This window comes from Ornithinimicrobium sp. CNJ-824, from assembly GCF_001942405.1.
GTDB lineage: Bacteria > Actinomycetota > Actinomycetes > Actinomycetales > Dermatophilaceae > Ornithinicoccus > Ornithinicoccus kibberensis.
Genome location: NZ_MKKA01000033.1, coordinates 1 through 25,453 on the forward strand (window position 1 = coordinate 1; position 25,453 = coordinate 25,453).

18 protein-coding genes, 1 tRNA gene and 5 pseudogenes are annotated in these 25,453 nt (G+C 71.0%); 6 read left to right on the forward strand and 18 right to left on the reverse strand.

The window, feature by feature from the left end:
• Positions 1-636: 636 nt before the first annotated feature.
• The 3 genes from BJF81_RS17575 to BJF81_RS10660 form a co-directional block, all read right to left on the reverse strand.
• A complete protein-coding gene (locus BJF81_RS17575; RefSeq protein ID WP_143780804.1) occupies positions 637-3,957 on the reverse strand; it encodes a hypothetical protein in 3,321 nt (1,106 codons plus the stop codon).
• A 1,116-nt stretch (positions 3,958-5,073) separates the two neighbouring features.
• Positions 5,074-6,255: an IS110 family transposase gene (locus tag BJF81_RS10655; protein WP_075958330.1), complete on the reverse strand. Its 1,182-nt coding sequence runs from the start codon at positions 6,253-6,255 to the stop codon at positions 5,074-5,076.
• A gap of 250 nt (positions 6,256-6,505) precedes the next feature.
• Positions 6,506-7,003: a DUF6933 domain-containing protein gene (locus BJF81_RS10660; protein ID WP_075958331.1), complete on the reverse strand. Its 498-nt coding sequence runs from the start codon at positions 7,001-7,003 to the stop codon at positions 6,506-6,508.
• Positions 7,004-7,056: 53 nt separating this feature from the next.
• Here BJF81_RS10660 and BJF81_RS10665 point away from each other — a divergent pair, with 53 nt between their 5' ends.
• Positions 7,057-7,788: a UPF0158 family protein gene (locus BJF81_RS10665; RefSeq protein WP_075958332.1), complete on the forward strand. Its 732-nt coding sequence runs from the start codon at positions 7,057-7,059 to the stop codon at positions 7,786-7,788.
• A gap of 31 nt (positions 7,789-7,819) precedes the next feature.
• On the opposite strand, the gene BJF81_RS10670 is transcribed toward BJF81_RS10665, so the two are convergent.
• Together BJF81_RS10670 and BJF81_RS10675 are read right to left on the reverse strand one after the other, a co-directional pair.
• Positions 7,820-8,179: a type II toxin-antitoxin system death-on-curing family toxin gene (locus BJF81_RS10670; protein ID WP_075958333.1), complete on the reverse strand. Its 360-nt coding sequence runs from the start codon at positions 8,177-8,179 to the stop codon at positions 7,820-7,822.
• Positions 8,180-8,182: 3 nt separating this feature from the next.
• Complete coding sequence (locus BJF81_RS10675) at positions 8,183-8,386, reverse strand: toxin-antitoxin system HicB family antitoxin (RefSeq protein ID WP_075958334.1); 204 nt, start codon at positions 8,384-8,386, stop codon at positions 8,183-8,185.
• Positions 8,387-8,506: 120 nt separating this feature from the next.
• Here BJF81_RS10675 and BJF81_RS10680 point away from each other — a divergent pair, with 120 nt between their 5' ends.
• Positions 8,507-8,755, forward strand: a complete 249-nt coding sequence (locus BJF81_RS10680) for a helix-turn-helix domain-containing protein (RefSeq protein ID WP_083664165.1) — start codon at positions 8,507-8,509, stop codon at positions 8,753-8,755.
• A 155-nt stretch (positions 8,756-8,910) separates the two neighbouring features.
• Here the strand turns inward: BJF81_RS10680 and BJF81_RS10685 are convergent.
• The 3 genes from BJF81_RS10685 to dnaG form a co-directional block, all read right to left on the reverse strand.
• Positions 8,911-8,983, reverse strand: a tRNA-Asn gene (locus BJF81_RS10685).
• A 91-nt stretch (positions 8,984-9,074) separates the two neighbouring features.
• Entirely contained in the window at positions 9,075-9,587 is a 513-nt protein-coding gene (locus tag BJF81_RS10690; protein ID WP_075958335.1) for a hypothetical protein, read from the reverse strand.
• Positions 9,588-9,657: 70 nt separating this feature from the next.
• On the reverse strand, positions 9,658-11,559 hold the full coding sequence (dnaG, locus tag BJF81_RS10695; RefSeq protein WP_075958336.1) for a DNA primase: 1,902 nt from the start codon (positions 11,557-11,559) through the stop codon (positions 9,658-9,660).
• Positions 11,560-11,654: 95 nt separating this feature from the next.
• Between dnaG and ligD the strand changes: the two are divergent.
• Positions 11,655-12,616, forward strand: a pseudogene (gene ligD, locus BJF81_RS10700) (non-homologous end-joining DNA ligase).
• Positions 12,617-12,622: 6 nt separating this feature from the next.
• On the opposite strand, the gene BJF81_RS10705 reads toward ligD, so the two are convergent.
• From BJF81_RS10705 to BJF81_RS10720, 3 genes and pseudogenes are all read right to left on the reverse strand, one after another.
• On the reverse strand, positions 12,623-13,645 hold the full coding sequence (locus BJF81_RS10705; RefSeq protein WP_075958337.1) for a nitronate monooxygenase: 1,023 nt from the start codon (positions 13,643-13,645) through the stop codon (positions 12,623-12,625).
• Positions 13,642-14,908 (reverse strand): annotated as a pseudogene (locus BJF81_RS10710) (deoxyguanosinetriphosphate triphosphohydrolase). Before BJF81_RS10710 ends, BJF81_RS10705 begins: the two are co-directional and overlap by 4 nt.
• A gap of 582 nt (positions 14,909-15,490) precedes the next feature.
• On the reverse strand, positions 15,491-15,757 hold the full coding sequence (locus tag BJF81_RS10720) for a DUF2277 domain-containing protein (protein ID WP_075958339.1): 267 nt from the start codon (positions 15,755-15,757) through the stop codon (positions 15,491-15,493).
• Positions 15,758-15,837: 80 nt separating this feature from the next.
• On the opposite strand from BJF81_RS10720, the gene BJF81_RS10725 reads away from it, so the two are divergent.
• Positions 15,838-16,710 (forward strand): sulfurtransferase, encoded by an 873-nt coding sequence (locus BJF81_RS10725; protein ID WP_075958340.1) that lies wholly within the window; start codon positions 15,838-15,840, stop codon positions 16,708-16,710.
• A gap of 25 nt (positions 16,711-16,735) precedes the next feature.
• Here the strand turns inward: BJF81_RS10725 and BJF81_RS21040 are convergent, their stop codons facing one another.
• The 5 genes and pseudogenes from BJF81_RS21040 to BJF81_RS10750 all read right to left on the reverse strand — a co-directional run bounded on the left by BJF81_RS21040 (position 16,736) and on the right by BJF81_RS10750 (position 22,131).
• Positions 16,736-18,439 (reverse strand): DUF4153 domain-containing protein, encoded by a 1,704-nt coding sequence (locus BJF81_RS21040; protein ID WP_342447130.1) that lies wholly within the window; start codon positions 18,437-18,439, stop codon positions 16,736-16,738.
• Positions 18,406-19,440 (reverse strand): annotated as a pseudogene (locus tag BJF81_RS21045) (HAMP domain-containing sensor histidine kinase); the annotation flags it as partial. The gene BJF81_RS21040 and the pseudogene BJF81_RS21045, both read right to left, overlap by 34 nt.
• The gene (locus tag BJF81_RS10740; protein ID WP_075958343.1) at positions 19,430-20,140 is read right to left on the reverse strand and encodes a response regulator transcription factor; all 711 of its coding nucleotides are present in this window, start codon (positions 20,138-20,140) and stop codon (positions 19,430-19,432) included. The pseudogene BJF81_RS21045 and the gene BJF81_RS10740, both read right to left, overlap by 11 nt.
• Before the next feature lie 87 nt (positions 20,141-20,227).
• A pseudogene (gene dusB, locus BJF81_RS10745) lies at positions 20,228-21,479 on the reverse strand (tRNA dihydrouridine synthase DusB).
• A gap of 103 nt (positions 21,480-21,582) precedes the next feature.
• A complete protein-coding gene (locus tag BJF81_RS10750) occupies positions 21,583-22,131 on the reverse strand; it encodes a type 1 glutamine amidotransferase domain-containing protein (protein WP_075958344.1) in 549 nt (182 codons plus the stop codon).
• A gap of 107 nt (positions 22,132-22,238) precedes the next feature.
• Between BJF81_RS10750 and BJF81_RS10755 the strand changes: the two genes are divergently transcribed.
• Positions 22,239-22,847, forward strand: a complete 609-nt coding sequence (locus BJF81_RS10755; protein WP_075958469.1) for a LysE/ArgO family amino acid transporter — start codon at positions 22,239-22,241, stop codon at positions 22,845-22,847.
• A 3-nt stretch (positions 22,848-22,850) separates the two neighbouring features.
• Here the strand turns inward: BJF81_RS10755 and BJF81_RS10760 are convergent.
• Positions 22,851-24,250, reverse strand: a pseudogene (locus BJF81_RS10760) (glycine--tRNA ligase).
• A gap of 63 nt (positions 24,251-24,313) precedes the next feature.
• Here BJF81_RS10760 and BJF81_RS10765 point away from each other — a divergent pair.
• Complete coding sequence (locus tag BJF81_RS10765; protein ID WP_237770185.1) at positions 24,314-24,673, forward strand: DUF6703 family protein; 360 nt, start codon at positions 24,314-24,316, stop codon at positions 24,671-24,673.
• Here the strand turns inward: BJF81_RS10765 and BJF81_RS10770 are convergent.
• Entirely contained in the window at positions 24,648-25,451 is an 804-nt protein-coding gene (locus BJF81_RS10770) for a metal ABC transporter ATP-binding protein (protein ID WP_075958346.1), read from the reverse strand. The genes BJF81_RS10765 and BJF81_RS10770 overlap by 26 nt on opposite strands.
• Positions 25,452-25,453: the final 2 nt, after the last annotated feature.

Below are 25,453 nucleotides of genomic sequence, written 5' to 3' on the forward strand. Positions count from 1 at the left end.
GGGCGTCCCTGGTCAACGGACACGCGTGGGGACGTCGGAGTCCCTACTAATCCGCAGACCACCCGGCGGGTGTGACTTCTGACGCGATAATGCTCGCTTCGGGCCAGGATGAAAAAGGTGTGTCTGCTTTCAGGACAGCGGAGGATCGGTAGGGACGGTCGACTTGCAGGTCGAATCTCGTGCGCGGGCCAGGACGGGAAGCTTGCCGGTCGGTAGCGGACGGGGCCAGGCATGCATACATCGCAGAGTCGCCGGTCTGGGTGGCGTGGTCGTGTCGCAGGGCGACGGTGACGGGTCACAGTGGCCAGCAGTGGAGGGCGTTCGACGGGAGCGAGTCGCGCCTCGTCGCGACCTTGCGACGCCGGCGGGCCGAACGCCGCCTCGTCACGTCCGGCATGCCGCGGGACCATGCCTGGCGGTGGGCCACAGGGCGGCGCTGCCCGACGGAGTGCGTGACGCGCTCCACCCAGAGGTGCGTGACATCGCGACTCCGCCGATGTCCGCGCGTTCTCCGGTCCGGAAGTTGCGCGCGCGCTAGCCGGGTCACGCTGACTCGACTCCTTTATGTGACATGACGACTCCGTCAGAAGAAATGATCGAGGAACCGTTCGGCGTAATTTGCTTCCAAACTATCCTTCACTCATCCCCGACGCGGTCCAGTAAAGCAAGGGCCGCCGCTGGATCAATATCCCATTCGATGCCGACGGTGAGAACGCCATTGAGCTGCTCCATGTCGTTCGACCCGCCGCGCACCACCCCTCGTGCTACACCTGCGGCCAATGTCCCCATTTCGTCAGGCCTACTATCGTTTTCTTGTTGCACCCGCAAGCCAAGGCTGGCGAGGAAGTCCCGGACGACGCCAACCACGGGGTCAACATCGGCGCCCAGCTCGTCAAGCCGCTGCATCGCAGCGCGATAACGTTCCGTCTCGTCATCGGCATATTTTTGCAGCATCGCTGTGTCACCACCACGTCTGGTCGAAAGCACAGCAAGTCCAGAAAGGCCTTGCAGCGCTTGGTGGGCATCAAGAATTGCATCGGCCAGTGGTGTTGATAGTGGATCCTCGAAGGAATCTCGCCACTCATCGAATGAATCCGGGTTGGGAAATAACTGATTGTGCAGAACATGTGACAGTTGGCGTACCGGGCGACCGTCGACTAGCGGAACGATTAGAACTGGCGCCCGTCTAGCGTCTGAGGGGAGAGCCTCCTCGATCATGCCCGCGATGCTTGAGGACGCGGTCTCCCACTGAGGTATGGTCGTTATTGCAACGCCGACCGCCGCCTGAAGCGCGGGCCAGTCGACCGCTGCGGGTTTGCGTAGGGCACGTGTATAGGTCACTACATCTAGGCCGACGGTCTGCGCTCTCGACTGCAGGTTCTGCACTCCATCGAAGAAGCGCTTTTCCGCGCGCCCCCGCGCCAATGCCGCAACTCTGTGCAGCGCTTCCGTATAAGCACCGGCTTTCGACACGGAAACCACCCGCACCGGTGAAAGACCACCCCACGCCATTTCTGCGAACACCGCATACAGATCGTCGAGAAGCGTATCGAGTGCATCAAGGTCTGTTGGCGGGTCACGATCGATAAGGTTCCATTTCTCTTCCTGGCGTACTCGGCCAACTGTAGTGCGGAGAGTATCTCCCACGTATGCCGCCAAGGAAGGCCAGTGAGCATCACGAGCGTGCATGCGCTGAGTCATGTTGTCCACGATCCCGTGGACCAAGGTATGCATGTGATCGCTACCGACCGTGGACGGAGTAGTGCCGGACTCGATGGACTCGAGCAACTCCGTGCGGTCGAGGGGTAGCGTTAGGCCGTTCACCCGTCTACGTAGAGCGGTGCGCCGTTTCTCCAGGTCGTTGGCTTCGGCAGGCTGTCCCCTCGAGATGCACCAAGCCCGTGCCATGTCCTCCAGATACGCTCGAAGGTCTCGTAGCAGCTCGTAGGAGGTCACCGCCCGCGTAGTGGGATCCGTCACCCCCGCGGCCATGGCGGCGACATAGGACTTCACCCGGTTCCAACTGACGACGGCGGCGGGGTGATCAGACTTCCGATGCAGCTTGCTCACACCAAATACGTGATCACCAATCTGGAGTGGGGTGTCACCGGGCAGGACAGTCTGGACATCCACTGAATCACACATCGGAAAACAACGCAGGAGAGTAAGGGCAAACTCCCGAGTGAAGTCATCTGGGTCAGGTTGTGCTCCATCTGATATGTGGAGGAGTCTTGCGAACGCAACGTGATTGCTATCGCGTTGAACTGTGCTGATCTCGATGAGCCACGGGCACTGCGCTTGCAGTCGACTCTGCACGGAGGATTCTCCGCCGGCCAATTCGAATAGGGCGCGAGCCAGAACGGGCGAGTGGCGACGTGCTACGGACAGAAGTTCGCCGAGTTGTGGAGGGGGCGCGGTGAGGAGAGTTCTGGCGAGCGGTGATTGGCGCGCCTCTGGGGACTCTGCCCATCGGACTAAGTCCTGCGTGGAGCCGACCATCGCTGCGAGGAGCGACGCTGCGCGCTGGAGGTCGTCGCATGAGGCCACGATCGAGGCGACTCGAGTCCCACCGAGAAGCGTGAGCAGTTGGTCTCGCAGGTGCGAATCCTCGGGTTGGGCCTCGATGGCCTGCGCTGCGGCCACGATGTCGGGACGCAGCCCAGGCATGGTGTGCGCACCGGAGAGCGCTAGTTGTGTCGCGATCCCACGATGGGCAGGTTGGATTTGGTATTTTTCCAAGATCCGGCTCCAGCTGGAAGCTTGGCGCTCGAACTCCACGAACCTTAGTGCTTCTAGGAACGTCGCTAACAGAGCGGGAGTTGGCTCCCTTCGGATACTGTCGAAGAGTTGGTTGATCAGGGCGTTTTCCAATTCGGAGTTATCCGCCAGCAAACCCACGATGAAAGAGTAGGCTTGCTTGCCCTCAAGGCCTTTTAGCACGTCTTCCACTGTGTCATTAAGACTAGGTGGCGGGACGGCATGTACGGCCACTGAGAGGGCCGCCGAGCGTAGTTGGTGCAGTCCCCTCAATTCTGTTCCTCGGATATGGACCAAGTGCTCGTCAGCCAGCCTCGCCAATGCTGCTCTGAACTCTCCAGCGCTCGCATTCACTGCGTCTTGAACCTCGTCGAGGTGAAGCACAACAGACCACCGGTGGGCAGTCGCGACGAGGGCGATGATGCGCAGTTCTGTCTCACGCCCTTCAACGACGCGTCGCCGGACCTGCTCGCTCAGGACGTCGGCGAGACGTTTGCCGCGTGCGAGTAGGTGCGTGAACTCCAATGTGAGTCCACCGCAAGCATTGAACGCTTCCCGCCAGTAAAGGGCTTTGGTGGCGCCAGTGCGGACCAAGCCCGAATGGATTTGCGCGGCGGTCTCCTCGTCAAGGCCGACTTGGATCAGTGTGCAGTTCGACAGGGACCGAAGTGGAAGCAAGTCTTCCAACCGGGCCGAGCCAAGAAGCATCACTCCAGGTGTTGCCACCAGTTGTCGCTGTAGGGCGTCCCAGGCCTGCGAATCACCGACTCCCACTGCGTCAACAATAAAGCCGACGGGTGCCCGCTCTGTCGGGCGCAGTGCCCTAGCGAGCCGCACGAGAGCGGGGACGTCGCCGTCGCGTAGCCGTCGAACGCGGTACCACAGCACGTGACGGGCGGAGTAGGCGGCAGCCCACATCACCGTGGACTTACCGACTCCTGAAGGCCCCGTAACGAGGACACTAGCTCCAGTCTGCAGGTTGGCCACCACTTGGCCCGTAACGTCTGGCCGAGGCGACGGCAGCCCAGCCGCGATGTGGCCCGGCTGCACGTCGACTCCCTCGTAGAATGCCTCGGTCTCGAGCGCGGTGTCGAAGTCAACCGGTTCACAGATGCCCTCCAGAATGGCTTCCTCAAGAGCTTCGCGGTCGATCATTTCAGCGGTCTCGGTAACGAGACGCTCGATCCTCGTTCGATCCATGAACTTCGTTTGTGCCAATCGTTCTCTGCGTTTTCGTCAGCGCAGTTGGCTACAGCGGCGCGGAGGGCAAGCACCACAGGGTCGTTTGCCGCCGGCGGGAGTCTCGTTCGTGCAGCCACGGCTGCGCTCGTCTGGTCACCCGCCGTGTGCCACGGAAGGACAAACACGCACACGGACCGCGAAACGTCGAGCAGATCTTTCTCTTCGAGTCCGCGCTTAGCTCCAACAGTCGCCAATGCGTGGAGGAGCTCTTCATTTCCCGGCACCTCGACTATGGCGGCACCCCACATGTCGGGCGCCCACGCTCCGATAGGACGCTCCAGGACGACAACCGCACGCTCGCGGGCAGCGCGTGTCGAATCCCGGGACCGGCGTCTCGCGACATCGAGCACGTGGCTTGCCACTTCCGCTGCTCTGAAGGGGCCAACGCGCTCTTGACGCGATTTGACTTGTATCTGCCATGGGAATTCGCCTTCGCACGACAGGTCTTCCGGCCCTTCTGGGACGATGCGCTCGGCGCTTAAGGCACCGGTCAACAGTTGGCCGCAAAGCCAGGCACCGACCATGTCCTGAAAATGGAACCCGCGACCGGCCCGTGCCCCCGCCCGTGTGCGACTCCAGACGATCTCCGATTCGTTGCCCTCGCCACTCCGCCCGGTTGGTGTCGGCGCCGCCGCGTCGACGCGGTGGTCACGTCGCAGGGGGCGAGTGGCGTTCCGCTTAGGCTCCCTCCTCTGTCCTCTTCGTGCCACACCCAGATGATGCCACCATCAGCATCAGCATCAGCAGCAGCCCTGGGTCATCTTCAGGCCTGGTTCGCGGAGGCATGCGAGGGCCCGTGCTTGCGGTAGTCGAGGATTCCCACACTGGTGTCGACTTTCGTGGCGTCGAGACTGACACTCTCTCGAAGTCCCACGCGTGACCCGACAGCCCGGCTGACCGCGAGCGAGCTTCCAACTGGCTCACCAGTTTCAGCGCGTTCTAAGCGCCGCGGCGCCTTGGCTTACGCCGCTCAACCTCGAGTTGAATTCGCCGTCATCAGGGGAACCCCAGGGGGCGAGTGCTTGGCGGCGTGGTGGGCGCAGCGAAAACGCACTCATCTGGCACCCCTCTGTGTCAAGACGCCGCTGGCAGGGTCGTTCTAGGCTTTGTGGTGGCGGGTCCGGGAAGTGGCTTGTCCGAAGAGCCGGCAGCGGGTTGTGAGCCGGTCGCGCTGGAGTCAGAGTCGTCACCCCTTTGCCCTCCCGGGCCCGTCGTCGTGTGCCCAGCGAGGTCGTCGAGCATCGCCTTGTAGACCAGGTCGGACAGGCGCCGTTTGAGGCACCGCAGCGCTTCCATCGACGTCTTCCCCGCGGCCTTCTTCCGGTCGTAGTAGGCGCGGCCCTCGGTGGTTCTCGTGCGCAGCTGGACGATGGCCATGACGTGCAGCACCCGGTTGATCTGCCGGTTCCCACCCCGGGAGAGTCGGTGGCGGACGTGCTCGCCGGAGGAGGCGTCGACCGGGGCGGTGCCGGTCCAGGACGCGAAGTGGTTGCGGTCGGGGAAGCGGGTGATGTCCCCGACCTCGACCAGCAGGCGTGCGGCGCCGGAGGGTCCGATGCCGTGCAGGTCCATCAGCGAGGAGCCGGTCTCGGCGACGAGGGCCTTGAGTTCCTTGTCCGCGGCCTTGGTCCGCGCGTAGATCGTGGCCAGGTCAGCTGTCAGCTCCAGGGCGTGGGCCTTGCGCAACTTGCCGGCCGCCGTGGTGGGGCGGACCCTCTTCAGCAGCTCCTTGGCCTGGGCCGCGGACAGGAACGTCTTGGCCCCGCCCGGGATCAGCTCGAGCAGCAGCTTGTGCAGCTGGCACACCTTGCGGGTGTGCTCCTCACCCAGGGAGCGGCGCCGGTCCACGCACATCCGCAACACCTCGAGCTGCTCGTCGTTGATGACCGGGCGCAGGCCGGACATCCGCACCCCGACCAGGGCGATGGAGTGGGCGTCGGTTGCGTCGGTCTTGCGGCCCTGCCCGGTGGCGAAGATCCGCACCCGCGCCGACATCTTCGCCGGCACGTCGACCACCTCCTCACCATCGGCGACCAGCCGGTCGGCGACGTGCTTGCCGATACCGGCGCAGCCCTCGACCGCCCACCCCCGCTCAGGCCACTGACGGGCGTAGGCCAGCAGCCGGGTGTACCCCTCGGCGTCCGTGCCAAAGCGGCCACCGCCGACGACGGACTCGTCAGCGGTCATGACCTCGATCGTCACGCTGCGCTTGTGCGGGTCCATCCCGATCACGACCCGCGGAACCTTCTCGTCCATGCTCTCCTCCTTGCTCGCGACAGATGTCGAGCTGGGAGGGCACCGCTACGTACGGCTGGGCATACCCCTCTTGAGCCTCTCGCAGCCCTGGCGGTGACCGGGACGACGCACGCCAATTGTGAGCCTCACGCCAAGAGCGTGGGCAGCCGCAAAGAGAACGACCATCCCGGTCACCTAGGACCGAGCCTGGCCGGGCCCGATCCTGACGTCAATGAAACACGTAGCCGCTGGTCGGCCGTGCTTACCGGGCTCAGGTCACGTTCTGCAGGAGGGCTGTCAGTTCGCGGTCGGGGCTGACGTGACGTGGGTACAGAGGGCCGCACGGGACCGTGGCCAGTTGTAAGGAAAGTGCAAGCAGATCGGGGTTGCGGTCCGCGACGCGGTGGGCCTGAGCTAGGTAGGCAAACTCGTTCATCGACCCGGTCAGGCTGCGGCTGGCAGTGGTGGCGAGGGTGTAGTCGGCCGTCTCTGCGGCTTCGCTCTGCACGACGGTCTCGGGGACTTTGTGCGCCCGTAGGACCGCGGCCAGGTGCTCGGGGAACCTGTCGAGCAGGGTCGCGGCGGGAGCCAACGGCATCAGCACCGGGAGCAGGGTCGTCTGGCTGACCAGGAGCGCGACCTGACGTGGCCGCCAGGGCAGGAGCGTGGCGTACCAGTCGCCGAGCAGGCTCGTCGATTCCTGCTCCTCGACGGCGCTAACCGGGCCTAATCGCTGCAGGAGCTTGCGGGTAGCGCGCACGATGACCATGTCTCCCATCCTGCCTGCACCGCTTCCACTGGCGTCAGGGCCACAATGGCGGCATGTCGCTGAAGGAGTTCCGTGCTGCCCTACGCGGAGCCACGTACCGCGCCGACGCGCTTGAGGTGCTGCGCCTTCTTGAGGAGCGAGCCTGGCCGGAGCAGGTGCTGCAGCTCATCGGTGACGCTCTCCTGGTCGCGGTCACCTCTGGATCCGCCAGCGCCCATGACCTGGCTCGAGCCTGCGTCGCACGACTGCAGGCGCGGGGATGGGACGGCGACGTCGATCTGGCCGACGCACTTGCGGCGCGGCTCGGTGATGGCCCCCAGCCACTCCTGAGGCCGGTCCGTGTCGATCTGGAGGAGCTCGCCAGCGTGCGCGAGGGCGACCCCACCCACGGAGGCGGGCGAGTCGACCTGGCCACGGGGCAGGTCTGGCCCCAGACGGTGTACGAGGACTTCCGCGCCGATGAGAGCGACGAAGAAGAGGAAGAAGAAGACGAAGCAGCCGGTACGAGGTGGCTGTGGGTCGACCCGGTTGGCTCGCGGTCCGGCTACCGCGACATGGAAGTCTTTACCGAGACTGTCGAGGATGAACACCTGGCCGAGCTGTTGTCTATGGCCATCAGCGGGAAAGGTGCTTTCCGCCGGTTCAAGGACGCGATTGCACACCACCCGGAGGCCGCCGATCGCTGGTACGCATTCAGCGAAGACCGCGTCCGCGGCCGCGCTCGAGCATGGCTGGCAGCAGAGGGCTACACGCCGCGTCCAGGACGAACTCCCTCACTGCTCTGACATCCGCAACTGCCGCGAGCCGTAGCTTGAGCTAGTGCCACTGGGTCAGTTGGCGGGCTGCCACCTGGTGGTCGGCCTTGCCGCTGGCGACGGCAATGACCAGGTCGTAGGCGGCGTCGTCGGGTGCTTGGAGGTCGATGCCGTTGAGGCCGTAGAACACGACTACGGCGAGCCATCCCAGGCGCTTGTTGCCATCGACGAGCGGGTGGTTGACGACGATGGACTCCAGCAGCGCACCCGCCTTGGCATCGATGCCGGGATAGGCGTCACGTCCGAAAACGCTGGCGCGGGGACGGTGGGCGGCGGAGTCCAAGAGGCCAAGGTCCTGCATCGGACCTACGCGCAGGTCCGATGCCAGGGCGAGCAGGTCCTCCGTAGTCAGATACTCCAAGGGTCAGCGCCCGAGACGCTCGAGCAGATCGGCGTACCGCTCACGCCCCCGTGCGGACAACTCGCGCACCCGCTCCTCGTGCCCGCGCCGCGCGGCCGCTTCCCGGATCGCCCGCACCGTCGCCTCCTGCTTGCTCACACCCTCGGCCTCGGCCAGGGCCGCCAAGGCGCGCTCGTCCTCCGGAGAAAGCCGCAGAGTCATCGCCATCCGCTGATGGTATCACTCTGGTATCTGACGCCTTGGGCGGCCCGTGCGCCGCTGCGCCTCGATTGCTCGGCGTGCGGCAGACGCAGGTGGCCACTCGCGACTACTCAGCGGCCTTGGGGGATGAGTGCGGCCACACGGGCCGCCCCTGACCCAGGAGACGACCATGCTGCCACCCTCTCCCACAAACTCGTCTCGCTGGCCGAGGCGGCCGACGTCCTCGCGGTCTCGACCAAGACCGTGCGCCGCTACATCGCCGAGGGGCACCTCGACGCCGTCCGGCTCGGGCGCAAGACGCTGCGGATCAAGCTGGACTCGATCGAGAGGTTCATCGACGCCTGCCCAGTCGGAGGGTGGCGCCGGATCGGCTGAGGGGTCAGAGGCCTGCCCAGACGCGACCGAGAAGGGTCACTGCTCCTCCATTCAGTCGAGGGGCAGCCAGCTGCGAACGATGCATAGTCGCTGCACTCGAAAGGAGAAAGGCCCCTGAACTTGCGTTTCCGCAGTTCAGAGGCCTTTTCACAACGCTCCCCCGGTTGGACTCGAACCAACAACCTGCCGGTTAACAGCCGGCTGCTCTGCCAATTGAGCTACAGGGGAATGTCGCAGCGAGGACAGACTCTAGCAAAGGCCACGACGGCGTCGAAATCGGTGCCCGGGCGCCGTGGCGTCCGCCGTGTCGTTCCGTCCGTCAGACGAGCTGCGGCGGGTCAGGGTCCAGACCTGCCTGGTCACGCACGTCCCGCCTCGCCTCGTGGACGGCACGAGCGAGGTCCCGGTCGACGGTCCGGGCACCCGGCCCCAGCAGCACCTGCTCCACCAGCTCACGCGTATGGAGCACCTTGCGCACGGTTACCCGCGCGGTGCGCCTGGGCCCCAGGTCGATCGCCCGGGTGAGCACCACGCTGGCGGTCGTCCGGTCGCGCAGCACCACCGGCACCGAGCCTGGGCCGGTCCGGTCACGCAATCGCCACCGTCGGGGGTCCGCGCCGTCCACGAAGTCCACCGTCAGCAGCCACTCGTCCGGGTCCCAGGCGCCGCTGTCCACCTCGTGCCAGGGGCGTTCGACCACCGAGTCGCCCTCGGCGGTCCGTTCGAAGAGGCGCCAGGTCGTCAGCACGACCCAGTGTCCGCTGCCGTCCTCCTGGGCGGTCGCCAGGACCTGCTCGCCCCGGGCCAGCTCGGGCAGCGCCCCGTGGGGCACGTCCTTGGGGGATCGCTGCGGATCCGGTCCCGCGGACCGGTCCGTGCGCGCTCGTCGCCACCATGCCATGTCAGTTCATCCTGTCCTTGAGCTTTGCGTGCTCGCGCTGGAGGGCCATCAGCTCCTCGTCGACCCGTCGGGCCTCCGGGGTTCCGGGCGTCAGCCGCTGGAGCCGGCTGATGGTCTGGGCGATCCGCTGCTCGGACGCCGCGAGCCGCACCCGGAGCACGAGCGAGTCGACGTAGGCCTCGGTGGGCGTCCCGGTCTCCGGGTCGAGCCTGGTCGGCAGCGGGGCCACGGCGAGCTCGTGCACCAGCCCCTGCACGGCTGGCGGCGTCCGGGCGAGCACCGCCCGGGTCCAGCTGGCCACGCTGGCCCCCTCCGCGGCGTAGACGCCGCCCGCCTCCTTGACGGCGTGCCAGACCGCCTGGTGCACCGGTGCCCGTAGCTCGGCCGCAGGCAGCTCGTCCATGTCCGCCGGGTAGATGGCGAGGGGATACTGCAACGCCACCTGGAGCAGGTGCCGCTCGGCGACCTGGACGGGGTCGGAGAGGTCGGCCCCCGGGACCACCGGCTCGGCGGCGACGGGTGGTGCGGCCGTGCGGGACCCGCCGGACCGGGCCGGGGCAGCGGCGGCCCGGGTCACCTCCACGGTCAGCGCCGTGGGGTCCACCCCCATCCATCCCGCCACGTCGCGGACGTACTCGGGGCGCAGCGTAGGGTCCTTGACCCCGGCGAGGATCGGGGCCACGGCCCGCATCGCCTGCACCCGTTCGCTGGCCAGGCCCAGGTCGTAGGGGGCCAGGGTGGTGCGCACCGCGAACTCGAACATCGGGGTGGCCCCGTCCACGAGCGCACGCACGGCCTCCGGACCGCCCCGCAGCCACAGGTCGTTGGGGTCCTGGCCCTCCGCAGCGACGGCGACGAACGACTGGGCGGCCCACCGCTCGTCGTGCTCGAAGGCCTTCATCGCCGCCTTCTGCCCGGCGGCGTCCCCGTCGAAGGTGAAGATCACCCGGGCCGGCGCGCGACCGGCCTCGTCCCGCAGGATGCGGCGGAGCATGGAGATGTGGTCGCCGCCGAACGCGGTCCCGCAGGTGGCCACGGCGGTGCCCACGCCGGAGAGGTGGGCGGCCATGACGTCGGTGTAGCCCTCGACGACGACCGCCCGCCGTTCGGTCGCGATGGCCTTCTTGGCCAGGTCGAGCCCGTAGAGGACGCTGGTCTTGCGGTAGATCGGGGTCTCGGAGGTGTTCAGGTACTTGGCCGCCACCCGGTCGTCGTCGTAGAGCCGGCGGGCGCCGAAACCGACGGTGTCACCGGCGATCGACCGGATGGGCCAGACGACCCGGCCCCGGAAACGGTCGTACAGGCCCCGGGAGCTGCGGGCGGACAGCCCGCCGAGGACCAGCTCCTCGTCGGTGAAGCCCTTGCCGCGCAGGTGGTCCGAGAGGACCGAGCCGCCGCGCGGGGCATACCCGACCATGAACTGCCGGGCGTGCTCCCCGGTGAAGCCCTTCTCGCGGAGGAAGGCCCTGGCGGCCCGCCCCTCGCCGGAGGAGAGCAGCTGGTCGTGGTAGAACTCCTCGGCCACCCGGTGGGCCTCCATCAGCCGCATCCGCTGGCCGGCCGGCGCCTGGGGCCCGCCCCCGTCCGCTCCCCCGCCCTCCTCGTAGCGCAGCGTCAGGCCCAGCTGCCCGGCGAGGCGTTCGACGGACTCGGTGAAGGTGAGGTGGTCGATCTTCTGGACGAAGTCGAGCACGTCCCCGCCCTCCCCGCAGCCGAAGCAGTGGAAGTAGCCCACGGCCGGCCGCACGGTGAAGGAGGGCGTCCTCTCGTCGTGGAAGGGGCACAGGCCCTTGAGCGTGCCCACGCCCCCGCCCCGCAGGGTCACGTGCTCCCTGACGACCTCCTCGATGGAGGCACGCTCCTTGACGGTCTGGACGTCCTCGTTCCTGATCCGTCCGGCCACGCGCACCTCCTCCTGGGGCTGTCCGGGGCAGTCTAGGCGGCGCCGCCGACCAGGACGCGCGGCGTCCACACCGGCGCCCTCGCTACTGTGGGCCGATGGTCAAGCAGAGCACGCCGGCCACCGAGCTGGAGGTGGACGGGCGGACCGTGCGGATCTCCAACCCGGATCGGGTCTACTTCCCGGAACCGGGCATCACCAAGCTGGACCTGGCCCGCTACTACGTGTCCGTCGGCGGGGGCATCGTCAACGCCCTCCGCGAGCGGCCCTGCATGATGCACCGGTTCCCCGACGGCGTCACCGGGGAACGGGTCCACCAGAAACGGCTCCCGCGCGGCGCTCCCGACTGGGTCGAGACGGTGCACGTCACCTTCCCGCGCTGGAACCGGACCGCCGACGAGCTGTGCGTCACCGAGGTGGCCCAGGTGGTGTGGGCGGTCCAGATGTCGTGCGTGGAGTTCCATCCCTGGAACAGCCGGAGGGGGCACGTCGAGCAGCCCGACGAGTGGCGGATCGACCTGGACCCGGGCGAGGACTGCGACTTCGCGACGGTGCGTCGGGTGGCCGGCGTCGTGCGGGAGGTGCTGGCCGAGCTGGGGGCCGTCGGCTGGCCCAAGACCACCGGCAGCAGGGGGATCCACGTCTACGTCCGCATCCCGCCCACGCACGGTTTCGGCGACGTCCGCCGTGCCGCCCTGGCGTTCGCCCGGGAGGTGGAACGGCGCACCGACGAGGCGACGACCGTCTGGTGGCGCAAGGACCGCGATCCCCGCGCGGTCTTCGTCGACTTCAACCAGACGCCCGCGACCACACCATCGCCGCGGCCTACAGCGTCCGCGCCACCCCGGACGCCCGCGTGTCCGCCCCGCTGACGTGGGACGAGGTCGACGACTGCGACCCGGCCGACTTCACGGTGCTGACGATGCCGGGACGCTACGCCGCGGTGGGCGACCTGCACGCGGGCATCGACGAGGCGGTCTTCGACCTCGGGACGCTGCTCGCCTGGGCGGAGCGGGACGAGGCGGAGGGACGGGCCACCCCGGAGGACCCGGGCGCCTGAGCGCGCCTACGGCGCGAGCTCCCGCACGATCTCCCCGGCCGGCCGGTCCTGGCAGGCCCGCCAGCCGCTGCCTGCCCACACGTGGATACCGTGCACGTCCCCGGCGGCGGCGGCCGCCGTGCGCACCGGACGGCTCACCTGGTCGAGGACCGGGAAGGCCGGCGGGGCCAGCGGTGCGAACCGGTCGACGAACCTGTTGCGCAGCGCACCGGCCACCCGCCCGCTGAACGCCCGGGTGGTGACCCGCTCGGTGAGCGAGGGGTCCCGGAGGGCAGCCCGGTAGGTGCGCGAGGCCCCCGACTCGGTCGCCAGCAGCAGGGCCGTGCCGACCTGGACGGCCGCGGCACCCGCGTCCTGCGCGCGGCGGACGTCCCCGCGGGTGGTCACCCCGCCGGCCGCGACGAGCGGCAGCGACGTCGTCGGACCGACGGTCTCCAGCAGCCCGAGGTGGTCGATCGCCGCCGGCTCGGCCTCGGGGTCGTGGGAGGCACGGTGGCCCCCGGCCTCCTGCCCCTGCAGGACCAGGACGTCGGCGCCGGCCGCCTCGGCGACCGCCGCCTCCTGCACCGAGGTCACGGTGACGTGCACCTCGCAGCCCACGGCCTGCCACCTGCCCACGGTCTCCCGGTCCGGCACGCCGAAGGTGCACGAGACCACGGCGGGCCGGAAGGTCTCCACGAGCAGGACCTTGTCCGCCCAGTGGTCGGTGTCCCCCCAGGACGGCGTGCCCGGCTCGACCCCCAGGCGAGCGGCATCGTGGGCCAGCGCCTCCCGGTAGACGGCCACGGCCTGCTCGTGCCGGGCCCGGTCCACCGGCCGGGGCACGAACAGGTTGACGCCGAAGGGGCGGTCGGTCAGCCCCCGCGCGTGCACCAGGTCGGTGGCCATCTGCTCGGGGGTGCGGTAGCCCGCGGCGAGCATGCCCAGACCGCCGGCGTCGCTCACGGCGGCCAAGAGCAGGGGGCTGCTCACGCCACCGGCCATGGGAGCCCCCACCACGGGGACGTCGAGGGCGTCGAGCACGGTCACGGCATACCTCCTGGGGCGGTGCGGGACAGGACGGACAGGGCCCGGGCGCGGAGAGGCTGGCCACCTGGTCCAGGACGGCGCGGCGTGCGCCGCCGTCGTCGGTCGCGGCCTCGTAGGCCTCCCGGTGGAGCGGGTCCAGCAGCCCGGGGTCGAGCGTGTAGCGCTCGACGAGCGTGGCCAGCACCTCGCGCTCGGAGTGCATCACCACCCGTCGCTCCTCGCTGAGCATGACGAAGTGCGCGGCGACGGCCTTCAGACCGGCGGCCTGGGCCCGCACGCCGTCGGGGACGACGAGGTCGGCCGCGTAGCGGCGCAGCGGTCCGGGGCCGTGCCGGTCACGGGTGGCCGTCTCGACGGTGTGCACGAAGTGCCCGATCAGGCGGGAGGTCATGTCCTTCAGTGCGGCGAGGTCGGACCGGGTCCCGGTGTGCTGCAGCGGGACCCACCCGCTGTCGAGCACGTCGCACAGTCCGTCCCGGACCTGCTCGGGGTCCAGGTCGGGGGCGTACCACCGGTGGGCCAGGTCGGCGACGTCCGCCTGCACGTCGGCCGAGCGCAGTGCCCGTGGGTCCACCCGTCCGGAGGCGATCGCGTCCTCGACGTCGTGCACGCAGTAGGCGACGTCGTCCGACCAGTCCATCACCTGGGCCTCCAGGCACCGACGTCGTGGCTGCCCGGACGGGGCGCCCTGCCGGACCCACTCGAAGACCGGCGTGTCGTCGGCGTACACCCCGAACTTGGCGGTCCCGGGGCCGTCGCGGTGCCAGGGGTACTTCAGCACCGCGTCGAGGCTGGCCCGGGTGAGGTTGAGACCGGCCGGGCGCCCGTCCGGGTGGGACCTCTTGGCCTCCAGCCGGGTCAGCACCCGCAGCGTCTGCGCGTTGCCCTCGAAGCCCCCGACGTCCGCGGCAAGCTCGTCCAGGACCTGCTCCCCGTTGTGCCCGAAGGGCGGGTGGCCGATGTCGTGGGCCAGGCAGGCGGTGTCGACCACGTCGCGTCGCAGCCGAGGGCAGCGCCGAACTCCCGCCCGATCTGGGCAACCTCCAGGGAGTGGGTGAGCCGGTTGCGCACGAAGTCGTCGCTGGTGGGCTGGACCACCTGCGTCGTCGCCGCCAGCCGCCGCAGGGCCGCGGAGTGGACCACGCGGGCGCGGTCACGGGCGAAGTCGTGCCGGTCGGCCCGCTTCTGGGCCGGGTCCTCGGCGACCCAGCGCTCCCGGTCGGCGTCGGTGTAGCCCGCCGCTGCCTGCGTTCCCTGGTCCACGACAGCGAGGGTATGCGGTCGACGGGCACCGACCTAGGCCGGGAGGGTCCCCTTCGGGCCACCCCGGTGCGGCTCCGGGGCTGGTCCGGCAGGCCGGCGACCGAGTGCGGCGGCGAGCACGGCGCGACGGGGCGGACGGGGACGTCCCGGTAGCCCCCGTCGGCGAGCCCCGCCTGGCGTTCGAAGACGCTGCGGGCGGCCCGGTCCCCGGTGCGGATCCAGGACCATGCCATCGAGGCGAGGTAGAGCGGCAGGAAGGGAAGGCCTCCGCAGAACGCCCACTGGGCGCTGTGGACCAGCTCGTGGTCCAGCAGGGAGGGGCGCCGAGCCATGAGCCGGTCGAGGTCGTGCCGGCTGACCACCACGTCGCCGACGGTGAAGGCACCGGCGACGGGGAAGCGCCAACGGTAGTGGTCGGCCAGGAAGCAGTGTCGCGGACCCCGGCGGATCCTGGCCCCGCCGGCCGCGGCCACGCCCAGCCCGAGCGGCGTCGACAGGTTGACCCAGTTCAGGACGTGCCGGAGGCGGTCACCACGTCGGCCTGACCCGGTCGTCCCCGGCGAGCCCGCCCCGTGCAGGGGGTCAGGCATACCGGGCCCTGGCCCGTGCCCGGGCCTTCTCGGCCTCCACCTCCCGGTCCTTCGGCGGCGCGGAGCTCACCAGGGAGTCAAGCAGCTCCCGGGTCGCCCGGGCCACCGCCTCGACCGCCGCCTCGTAGGCGGGCTCGTTGGCCCGGGACGGCCGCGGGGTCCCGGCGACCTTGCGGACGTACTGCAGGGCCGCGGACCGCACCTCCTCGTCGGTCGCAGGCGGCTCGTAGTTGAACAGCGGGCGGATGTTGCGGCACATCCGTCCACTGTGCCACGCCCCACCGTGTCCGGTCAGGGATCCGAGGACCCTGGGGCCCGGGGCGGTGGCAGCATGGGCGCATGACCACGGACCCCTCCCCCGCCACCCCCTCCCCCCTCGTCACGGCCCCCAGCTCCTCGCCGACGAGCTCGCCGCGGCGCCGCACCGTGCTCCTCGACGTCCGGTGGAGCCTCGGCGCGGGCACCGCCGCCAACCGCGCCGCCTACCTGGAGGGGCACCTGCCGGGGGCCGCCTTCCTCGACCTCGAGCAGGCCCTGTCGGACCCGGTGTCCCCCGACGGCCGGGGCGGGCGCCACCCCCTGCCGTCCCGCACGCGGGTGCAGGAGGCCCTGCGGACGGCCGGGGTCCGGGAGGACGCACCCGTCGTCGTCTACGACGCCCGCACCTCGCTCGGTGCCGCGCGGGCCTGGTGGGTGCTGCGGCACTACGGGATCTCCGACGTGCGGGTGCTCGACGGCGGGCTGGAGGCGTGGCGGGCGGCCGGGCTGGCCGTCGAGGAGGGACCGGTGGACACCGGCGTCGGCGACGTGGTCCTGGGTCCGGGAGAGGACGACCTGCTGGACGCCGAGGGGGTGCGGCGCTGGCTGGCCGCGGACCGGCAGCTGCTGGACGCCCGCCCCGCGGACCGCTACCGGGGGGAGAACGAGGTGATCGACCCGGTCGCCGGCCACATCCCCGGCGCCCTGTCGCTGCCGGCCCTCTCGTTGCTCGCCGAGGACGGCACCTTCCTGCCCGCGCCGGCCCTCCGCACCCTGCTGGAGCAGGCGGGTGCCGACCCGGACGCGGCGACGGCGGTCTACTGCGGCTCCGGCGTGCAGGCCGCCCATGCCGCCCTGGCCCTGGAGGCCGCCGGCCTGGGGGCCGGACGCTCCGCCGTCTACGTCGGCTCGTGGAGCGACTGGATCAGCGACCCCGGGCGTCCGACCGCCTGACCGGTCACGGGCGACCGTTCCGCGCCTACCGGCCGTCCTCCCCGATCACCCGCAGGCAGCCCTGGCCCCCCTCCTCCGGCGGGGACTGGGCGTCGGACCCGGCAGGCACGGCCTCCGCGGCCCGTGCCCTCCCGAGGTTCCAGCCCCACAACGGGTCCGGGTCGGTGTCATGGCGCAGGTTTGCCAGCACGCAGGCGGCCAGCTGGTCGGGCAGCCGCTCGGCGATGACGGGGGTGGCGTCGGGGCCGAGCGAGGCGAGGTAGACCAGGTCGAGCCGCCCGGTCTGCTCGTAGCGCTCGATGTTGGCCCCCGCGACCCGGGCCTCGGGGTCGGCCACCCCCAGCGCCAGCAGCATCGAGGCGCCGGCGAGCAGCGCGGCCCGGGGGACCCAGCGGCCGGAGAGCCGGACCCCGGCCACGAGGACCATGACGACGACCAGTCCCAGCCACAGCTCGAACAGGTCGACCAGGACCCGGGTGACCGTGTAGCCGTAGGCCTCCTGGTAGACCGCCATCCGGAACAGGGCGGAGGCCACGACGACCAGGGTGAGCACCCCCAGCGTGCCCAGCAGCGCCCTCAGGAGGAGCCGGTCGCCCCGGGTGCGCCGGGGAGCCACGCGGCCGGCGAGGCCGATCGTCCCCAGGGTCAGGGCCGTGGCCACCGTGAGCTGGGCGAAACCCTGGTGGACGTACTCGGCGTAGGTCAGGCCGGTGCTGCGCCGGACGAAGTCGTGACCACCCCACATGGCGCTGGCCTGGGCGACGAGGAACCCCAGGAGCACCGCCACGACCGCGCCCACGGGCACGGCCCACTCCCAGGGACGGGTCACCGTCCGTGGCGAGGGGGTGGCGGCCCGCTCCACCGGGGGCGGGTTGAGCGCCAGGTAGGTCCCGGCGAGCACCACACCGGCGACGAAGAACCACAGGAAGGCGCGCAGCACCAGGGTGTCGGCCAGGACCAGGTCGACGTCGGGCAGCAGCCGGTCCACCCAGGCCCCGAAGACGGCGTCGCCCGAGGCGAACAGCCCGCCGAAGACCACGAGGGCCACCGCCGACAGCACGACCGTGCGCACGACCGGCCACAGCAGCCGGTGGCCGCGGGTGGTCGCCAGGGTCCGCTGCAGCAGGGGCAGTCCGCGCACCGCCGAGAGCACCCAGGCCGGGGGCCCCAGGAGCAGCGCACCCAGCCGACGGGCACCCGTGAGGGCCGTGGTGACGAGCAGGCCCACGACGAGGAGCACGAGCACGGGCAGCCACTCGGCCGCCCGTAGGACGACGAGGGCGCCCAGCCCCACGCTGAGCAGCGCGCTGACGACGGTCCAGGCCGCGCGCCGGCGCACCGAGGACCAGAGCACCAGGCGCCGCCGGCGAGCAGGACCGTCAGCAGTCCGAGACCGGCGTCGTGATCGGGCAGGACCAGCGCCGCGAACGCACCGATCCCGACCGCACCGACCAGCTGGACCGGCGCGGCGGGCATACGCTCCGGCGGCCAGAGGCGGCCGAAGAGCGGGTCCACCGCGTGGGCGGCGGGCCCCTGGGCGACGGGGACGGCCACGGGGCCAGGCGTCGCCGCCCCGGTGGACGGGCGCTCCGTGCTCCCGTCCTCGCGGCTGCCGGCGGGGCGGCCGGACGGTGGGCGCACGGGAAGCTCGACCCGCAGGCAGGCACCGGGACGTCCGTCCGGGCGCGGGTGCGCCGACACCGAGCCGCCGTGCAGCTCGCAGATCCACCGGGCGATGGCCAGGCCCAGCCCCGTCCCGCCGCCGCGGTCGTCGCCGCGGCCGTACCGGGTGAACACCGCCTCGGCACGATCGGGCGGTATGCCGGGGCCCTCGTCGACCACCTCCAGGCGCCAGCGGTCCATGGGCACCGGGTCCTCGGACCCGTCCGGTGACGTCCCCGTCTCGCCGGGGCCACGGACGTGCAGCGTCACCGTGCCGCCGGTCGGGCTGTGCCGGCTCGCGTTGTCCAGCAGGTTGCCCACGACCTGCGACATCCGGGCCGGGTCGACGAGGACCTCCAGGTCCGTCGGGGTCACGACCGTCCGGTGCTGCACGTCCCGGGCACCGAGCCCGGCCTCGGCCACCGCCTGGGTGAGCAGGTCGGCCGCCGAGGTGGGCGTCAGGACCAGGGGCACCGCCCCCGACTCGAGCCGGGTCAGGTCGAGCAGGTCCGTGACCAGGTCGCTGAGGCGTTCGGCCTGGGCGAGGGCCCCCTGCAGGGCCGCGTCGTCGGGCTGGACGACCCCGTCGACCAGGTTCTCCAGCAGGGCCCGCTGGGCGGCGAGCGGGGTGCGCAGCTCGTGGGAGACGGTCTCGAGCAGCTGCCGGCGGGTGGTGTCGGCCCGGTCCAGGTCGCCGGCCATCCGGGTGAACGCGTCGGCCAGCCGCGTGACCTCGTCGTGACCGGTGGCGGTGACCACGGTGCTGTAGTCGCCGGCGGCCATCCGGTCGGCGGCCTCGGTCATCGCCCGCAGCGGAGCCGTCATCCCCCTGGCCAGCCACTGGGTGACCACCAGCGCCACCGCCAGCGTGACGGGCAGGGTGAGCCATCCCGGCACGCCTGCCCCACGGCCGGCCTCGAGCACGACGACCGCCGCCAGGACGCTGCCGGCCACGAGCAGCCCGATCTTGGTGCGGACCGTCCCGACACCGCCCAGCGGGCCAGGGGCACGGTCGGCCGTGCCCGGCGCCACGGGGGCCGGACCGGTCCGACCCTGCTCAGCGGGCATCCTGGGCCTCCAGCGCGTAGCCCACGCCGTGGACCGTCCGCAGCCGCTCGGCCCCGATCTTGGCCCGCAGCGCCTTGACGTGGCTGTCGAGGGTCCGGGTTCCTCGCGCGTCGGCCCAACCCCAGACCTCCTCCATGAGCTCCGCCCGCGTGCGGACGGTCCCGGGGGCCAGCGCCAGGGTGGCCAGCAGCTCGAACTCCAACGGTGTCAGGTGGACCTCGCCGCCGGCCCGGAGGACCCGACGCTCGGCACGGTCGACGAGGAGGTCGCCGCAGCGCAGCACCGGCGGAGGGTCCACGGCCAGCGCCCGGGCACGGTCCACGCGCCGCAGGAGGGCGCGCACCCGCGCGACGACCTCCCGCATCCGGAAGGGCTTGGTGAGGTAGTCGTCGGCGCCCACCCCCAGCCCGACGAGGACGTCGGTCTCCTCGGCGCGGGCGGTGAGCATGAGCACGGGGACCGGCCGGCGGGCCTGGATGCGGCGGCACACCTCCAGGCCGTCCATCCCCGGCAGCATCACGTCGAGCAGGACCAGGTCGGGCGGGGTCGCCTCGCACGCCTGCACGGCGGCCGGCCCGTCGTGCACCTGCTGCACGCGCAGCCCGTCGGCCCGCAGCCGGTCGGCGAGCGCCTGGTTGATCGTCGGGTCGTCCTCGACGACGAGCACGAGCGGCGCGTCCGGCGCGGGCTGGGGAGGCATGTCCTCAGGCTAGGAGGGTGGGCGTGGACGGGGGGCGCGGGACGTGTGCAGATCGTGTGAAGGTCGGCCGCCGACCCGGTGGCGCCGTCAACCGCCGGAGACCGACAGCTCGGCCTGCGCCACCGACGCCGCCTGCTCGGCGTCGAGCTCGCGCGAGTCGAGCCAGCGGTCCGGGAGCGCGACGACGCGGGCAGACCCGGCCCGGCCGCGCTGCCCCTCGGCCGCCTCCCCGGGCCACGGCTGGTCGAGGTCGAGGGTGTCGACGAGCCGGTCCAGCGCGGCCAGCGAGTCCACGAGGCCCAGCTGGTGCCGCAGGTCGCCGCCGACGGCGAAGCCCTTGAGGTACCAGGCGATGTGCTTGCGGATGTCCCGGCACCCGCGGGCTCGTCCTGGTGGAACTCCACGAGGAGCTCGGCGTGGCGGCGCAGCACCCGGGTGACCTCGCGCAGGTCGGGCACGACCCGTACGTGGGAGCCGGCGAAGGCGGCCGCCAGGTCGGTGAACAGCCAGGGTCGCCCCAGGCAGCCGCGTCCCACGATCACCCCGTCGCAGCCGGTGCGTTCGACCATGGCGACCGCGTCGTCGGCGGACCAGATGTCCCCGTTGCCCAGCACGGGGATGCTGGTCACCGCCTGCTTGAGCTCGGCGATGCGGTCCCAGTCGGCCTGCCCGGAGTATGCCTGCGCCGCGGTGCGCGCGTGCAGTGCCACGGCGGCGACCCCCTCCTCCTCGGCGATCCGGCCGGCGTCCAGGAAGGTCTCGTGCTCGGCGTCGATCCCCACCCGCATCTTGACGGTGACCGGGATCCCCGCCGGGGCGGCCTCGCGGACGGCCGCCCGCACGATGCCGCGGAACAGGTCGGTCTTCCAGGGCAGGGCCGACCCGCCTCCCTTGCGGGTGACCTTGGGCACGGGACAGCCGAAGTTGAGGTCGACGTGGTCGGCCCGGTCCTCGTCCACGAGCATCCGCACCGCCGCGCCGACCGTCGCGGGGTCCACGCCGTAGAGCTGGACCGAGCGCGGGTCCTCCCCCGGACCGTGCTCGATGAGCTTCATCGAGATCGGCGTGCGCTCGACGAGGGCGCGGCTGGTGATCATCTCGCTGACGTAGAGGCACCCCGCCCCGGACCGGCTCCGGCGGTCCCGGCGTGGTCCAGCCCCTGGTCGCCGTACTCGCGGCACAGCTGCCGGAAGGCCCGGTTGGTGATCCCGGCCATGGGCGCCAGCACGACCGGTGCCTCGATCCGGTGCGGGCCGATCTGCAACGGGGGCAGGAGCGGACGCCCCGCGGGGACGGGGGTCTCCGGGGCGGGCGGTGCGAAGGGGTGGGTGAGCGTCATGACGTCAGCGATTGTCCCATCCGCGCGGAGATGCCCAGAACTCCCTTCGGCGCGGCACGCCCGGCCACCCGGCCGGGCGCGCCGCGGCCGTGGGGCGGGCGCGTCAGGCCTGCTGGCCCTCGTGCCGCCCCTCGGCGAACTCCTCGACGATCTTGGCGTTGAACGCCGGGAGGTCGTCGGGCGTGCGGCTGGAGACCAGGCCCTGGTCGACGTGGACCTCCTCGTCGACCCAGGTGGCCCCCGCGTTGCGCAGGTCGGTCTTCAGGCTGGCGTACGAGGTGAGCGTGCGGCCCTTCAGCACGTCCGCGTCCGCCAGGATCCAGGCGCCGTGGCAGATCACACCGACGGGCTTGCCGGCCTCGAAGAAGTGCCGGGCGAAGGCCACCGCGTCCTCGTCCATGCGGATGTGGTCGGCGTTCACCACGCCACCGGGCAGCACGAGCCCGTCGAAGGCCGACGGGTCGCTCGCCGACGTGGTCTGGTCGACGGTCGCCTCGTGCCCCTTCTTGCCGGTGATCGCCCCCTCCTTGGCGGAGACGAGCACCGCGCGGGCACCGGCCCCGGTCACCGCGTCCCAGGGCGAGGTCAGCTCGCTGTCCTCGAAACCGTCGGTCGCCAGGAAGGCGATCGTGCGTCCGTCCAGCTCTGCCATGGCAGATCCTCCTCGTTCTCGGGGTCCTCGGTCCCGTCCACCGTATGCCGCGTCCGTGCCGGTCGCACGCGCGCGGCGTACCCACCCGCACCGCATACCCTGTGCCGGTGCCGCTCTCCCTCGCCGTCGCCGGGCTGCTCACCGGGTGGGCCCTCATCGCCGCCGTGGGCGCGCAGAACGCCTACCTGCTGCGGCAGGGGATCGTGCGCCGTCACGTGGGTCCGCTGGTCGCGCTGTGCGCCCTGTCCGACGTCGTCCTCATCCTGGCCGCGGTCCTGGGGATCGGTGCCCTCGTCGAGGCCTGGCCCCCCTTCCTCCAGGTCGCCCGGTGGGGCGGCGGGGCCTTCCTCGTGGCGTACGGGCTGCTGGCCGCCCGGCGCGCGCTCCGGGCGGAGGAGTCGCTGCGCGCCGCCACGACCGCCGACCGGGGCCTGGGGCCGGCCCTGGCGACCATGGCCGCCCTGACCTGGCTCAACCCGCACCTGTACCTGGACATGGTCGTCCTCGGGGCGATCGCCAACAGCCACGGGCCGGGCGACCGGTGGTGGTACTACGCGGGTCTCGTGGTGGCCAGCGTCACCTGGTTCACCGCCCTCGGCTACGGCAGCGGTCGGCTGCAGCCGCTCTTCGCCCGGCCCCGGGCCTGGCAGGTGCTCGACGCCCTCATCGCCGTGGTCATGGTCTCGCTGGGCGTGGGGCTGGTGCTCGGCGGCTGAGGGTCAGCAGCCGAGGAGCCGCTGGGCCAGGTAGCCCTCCACCTGGTCGAGCGCCACCCGCTCCTGGGCCATGGAGTCCCGCTCACGGATGGTCACGGCCTGGTCGTCGAGGGTGTCGAAGTCCACCGTCACGCAGAACGGCGTGCCGATCTCGTCCTGGCGGCGGTAGCGACGGCCGATCGCGCCGGCGTCGTCGAAGTCGACCATCCAGTGCTGACGCAGCCGGGCGGCGAGGTCCTTGGCCTTGGGGGTCAGGTCGGCGTTGCGGGACAGCGGCAGGACGGCCACCTTCATCGGCGCCAGCGGGGGTCGAGCCGCAGCACGGTGCGCTTGTCCACCCCGCCCTTGGCGTTGGGAGCCTCGTCCTCGGTGTAGGCGTCCACGAGGAAGGTCATCAGCGAACGGGACAGCCCCGCCGCCGGCTCGATGACGTAGGGGATCCAGCGCTCCCCGGTCGCCTGCTCGAAGTAGGACAGGTCCTGGCCGGAGTGCTCGCTGTGCGTGCCCAGGTCGAAGTCGGTGCGGTTGGCCACGCCCTCGAGCTCGCCCCACTCGGACCCGGTGAAGTTGAAGCGGTACTCGATGTCCACGGTGCGCTTGGAGTAGTGCGAGAGCTTGTCGGCCGGGTGCTCGTAGTGGCGCAGGTTCTCCGGGCGGATCCCCAGGTCGGTGTACCAGCTGGTCCGCTCGTCGATCCAGTACTGGTGCCACTCCTCGTCCTCGCCCGGCTTGACGAAGAACTCCATCTCCATCTGCTCGAACTCGCGGGTGCGGAAGATGAAGTTGCCGGGGGTGATCTCGTTGCGGAAGCTCTTGCCGGTCTGCGCGATCCCGAACGGCGGCTTCTTGCGCGAGGCACCCATGACGTTGGCGAAGTTGACGAAGATGCCCTGGGCGGTCTCGGGGCGCAGGTAGTGCAGGCCGGACTCGTCCTCGACGGCGCCCAGGTAGGTCCTGAGCATCATGTTGAACTCCCGCGGCTCCGTCCAGGCCTTGTTGCCGCAGCTGGGACAGGTGATCTCGGCCAGCGGCACGTCGTCGGGGTTCACCTCCTTGCCCTTGCGGGCGGCCCTGTCGGCCACCGCCTCCTGCAGGTGGTCCACCCGGAACCGCTTGTGGCAGGACTGGCACTCGGTCAGGGGGTCGGAGAACTCGCCGACGTGGCCGGAGGCCACCCAGGTCTGGCGGGGCAGGATGATCGAGGAGTCCAGGCCGACGACGTCGTCGCGGGTCTGCACCATCGAGCGCCACCACTGCCGCTTGATGTTCTCCTTCAGGGCCACGCCCAACGGCCCGTAGTCCCAGGCCGACCTGGTGCCGCCGTAGATCTCCCCGCACGGGAACACGAAGCCACGGCGCTTGGCGAGGGAGACGACGAGATCGACGGTGGAGGTCTGCGACATGGGCGCCAGTGTACGGTCCCGCCCGGGCCCGGCCGGACCCTGCACGGGACTTACGCTGGTGCGGTGCCCGACACGTCCCCTCCCTCAGATCCCCACCCCCGGCGCGCCTCCGCGACCCCCGACGGGGGGCCGGGACCCGGTCCTCTCCGGTATGCCGTGGAGCAGCGCTCCCTGCCCGTCCTGACCCGGTTGGCGCGGCTGCCGGTGTGGCTGCCCTTCCTCGTCCTGCTCGTCCTGATGCTGGTCGGCGGCTTCGTCGGCGGGGCGGTCGGCTGGGTCCTGGTCGGCCTGGCGCTGGCCTTCATCCTGTGGCTGCTCTACCTGTCGTGGCCCCGGCTGACCACCGTGGAACGCCTGATGCGGGCCACCGTGCTGCTGCTGTTCGCCGTCGTCACCGTCACCCAGCTGGTGCCCCGGGGCTGATCCCGTCGTCGCGGGCGGGGTCGTGCGCGTGCGGGTCGTCGAGGAAGGGTCCCTGCGCGTCCCCGTGCAGCGCTCCCAGCCCGTAGGCCGACGTGAGGTGGGCGGGGGTGAGCACCTCCTCGGGCCGCCCCCAGGCCACCACCCGGCCGGCCATCAGCACCACCTGGTCGGCCGCCCGGGCCTCCTCGAGGTCGTGGGTGGTCAGGACCACGGAGTGGCCGGCCTCGTGCTCGGAGTGGATGATCCGGTCGATCGCCCTGGCCGAGACCATGTCCAGGCCGGTGAGCGGCTCGTCCAGGAAGATCGCCACGTGGTCCTGGGCCAGCGCCTGGGCGACGTAGACCCGTTGCCGCTGGCCCCCGGAGAGCTCGCCCAGGTGCCGGGCGGCCAGGTCCTCGATCTCCAGGGCTGCCAGGGCCGCACGGACCCGCTCGCGGTCCTCCCGCCGGGGGCGGCGCCACCAGCCCAGCGTGGGGTAGCGGCCCATGGCCACGACCTCGCGGACCGTGATCGGCACCCCCTCGGGGACGGCCACGTGCTGCACGACGTACGCGATCTGCGACTGGGCCCTCGCGGCGCTCGTGCCGAGGACCTCCAGCCTCCCTGCGGCCACCTCGTGCAGGCCGGCGAGGGCGTGCAGCAGGGTCGACTTGCCCGACCCGTTGGGTCCGATGATCGCGGTCACCTGGCCGGCCGGCAGCTCGAGGCTGGACCGGTCGACCGCCAGGTGTCCGTCGTAGCGCAGGACCAGGTCGGTTGCCTGGCCAGGGGCGTGCACCC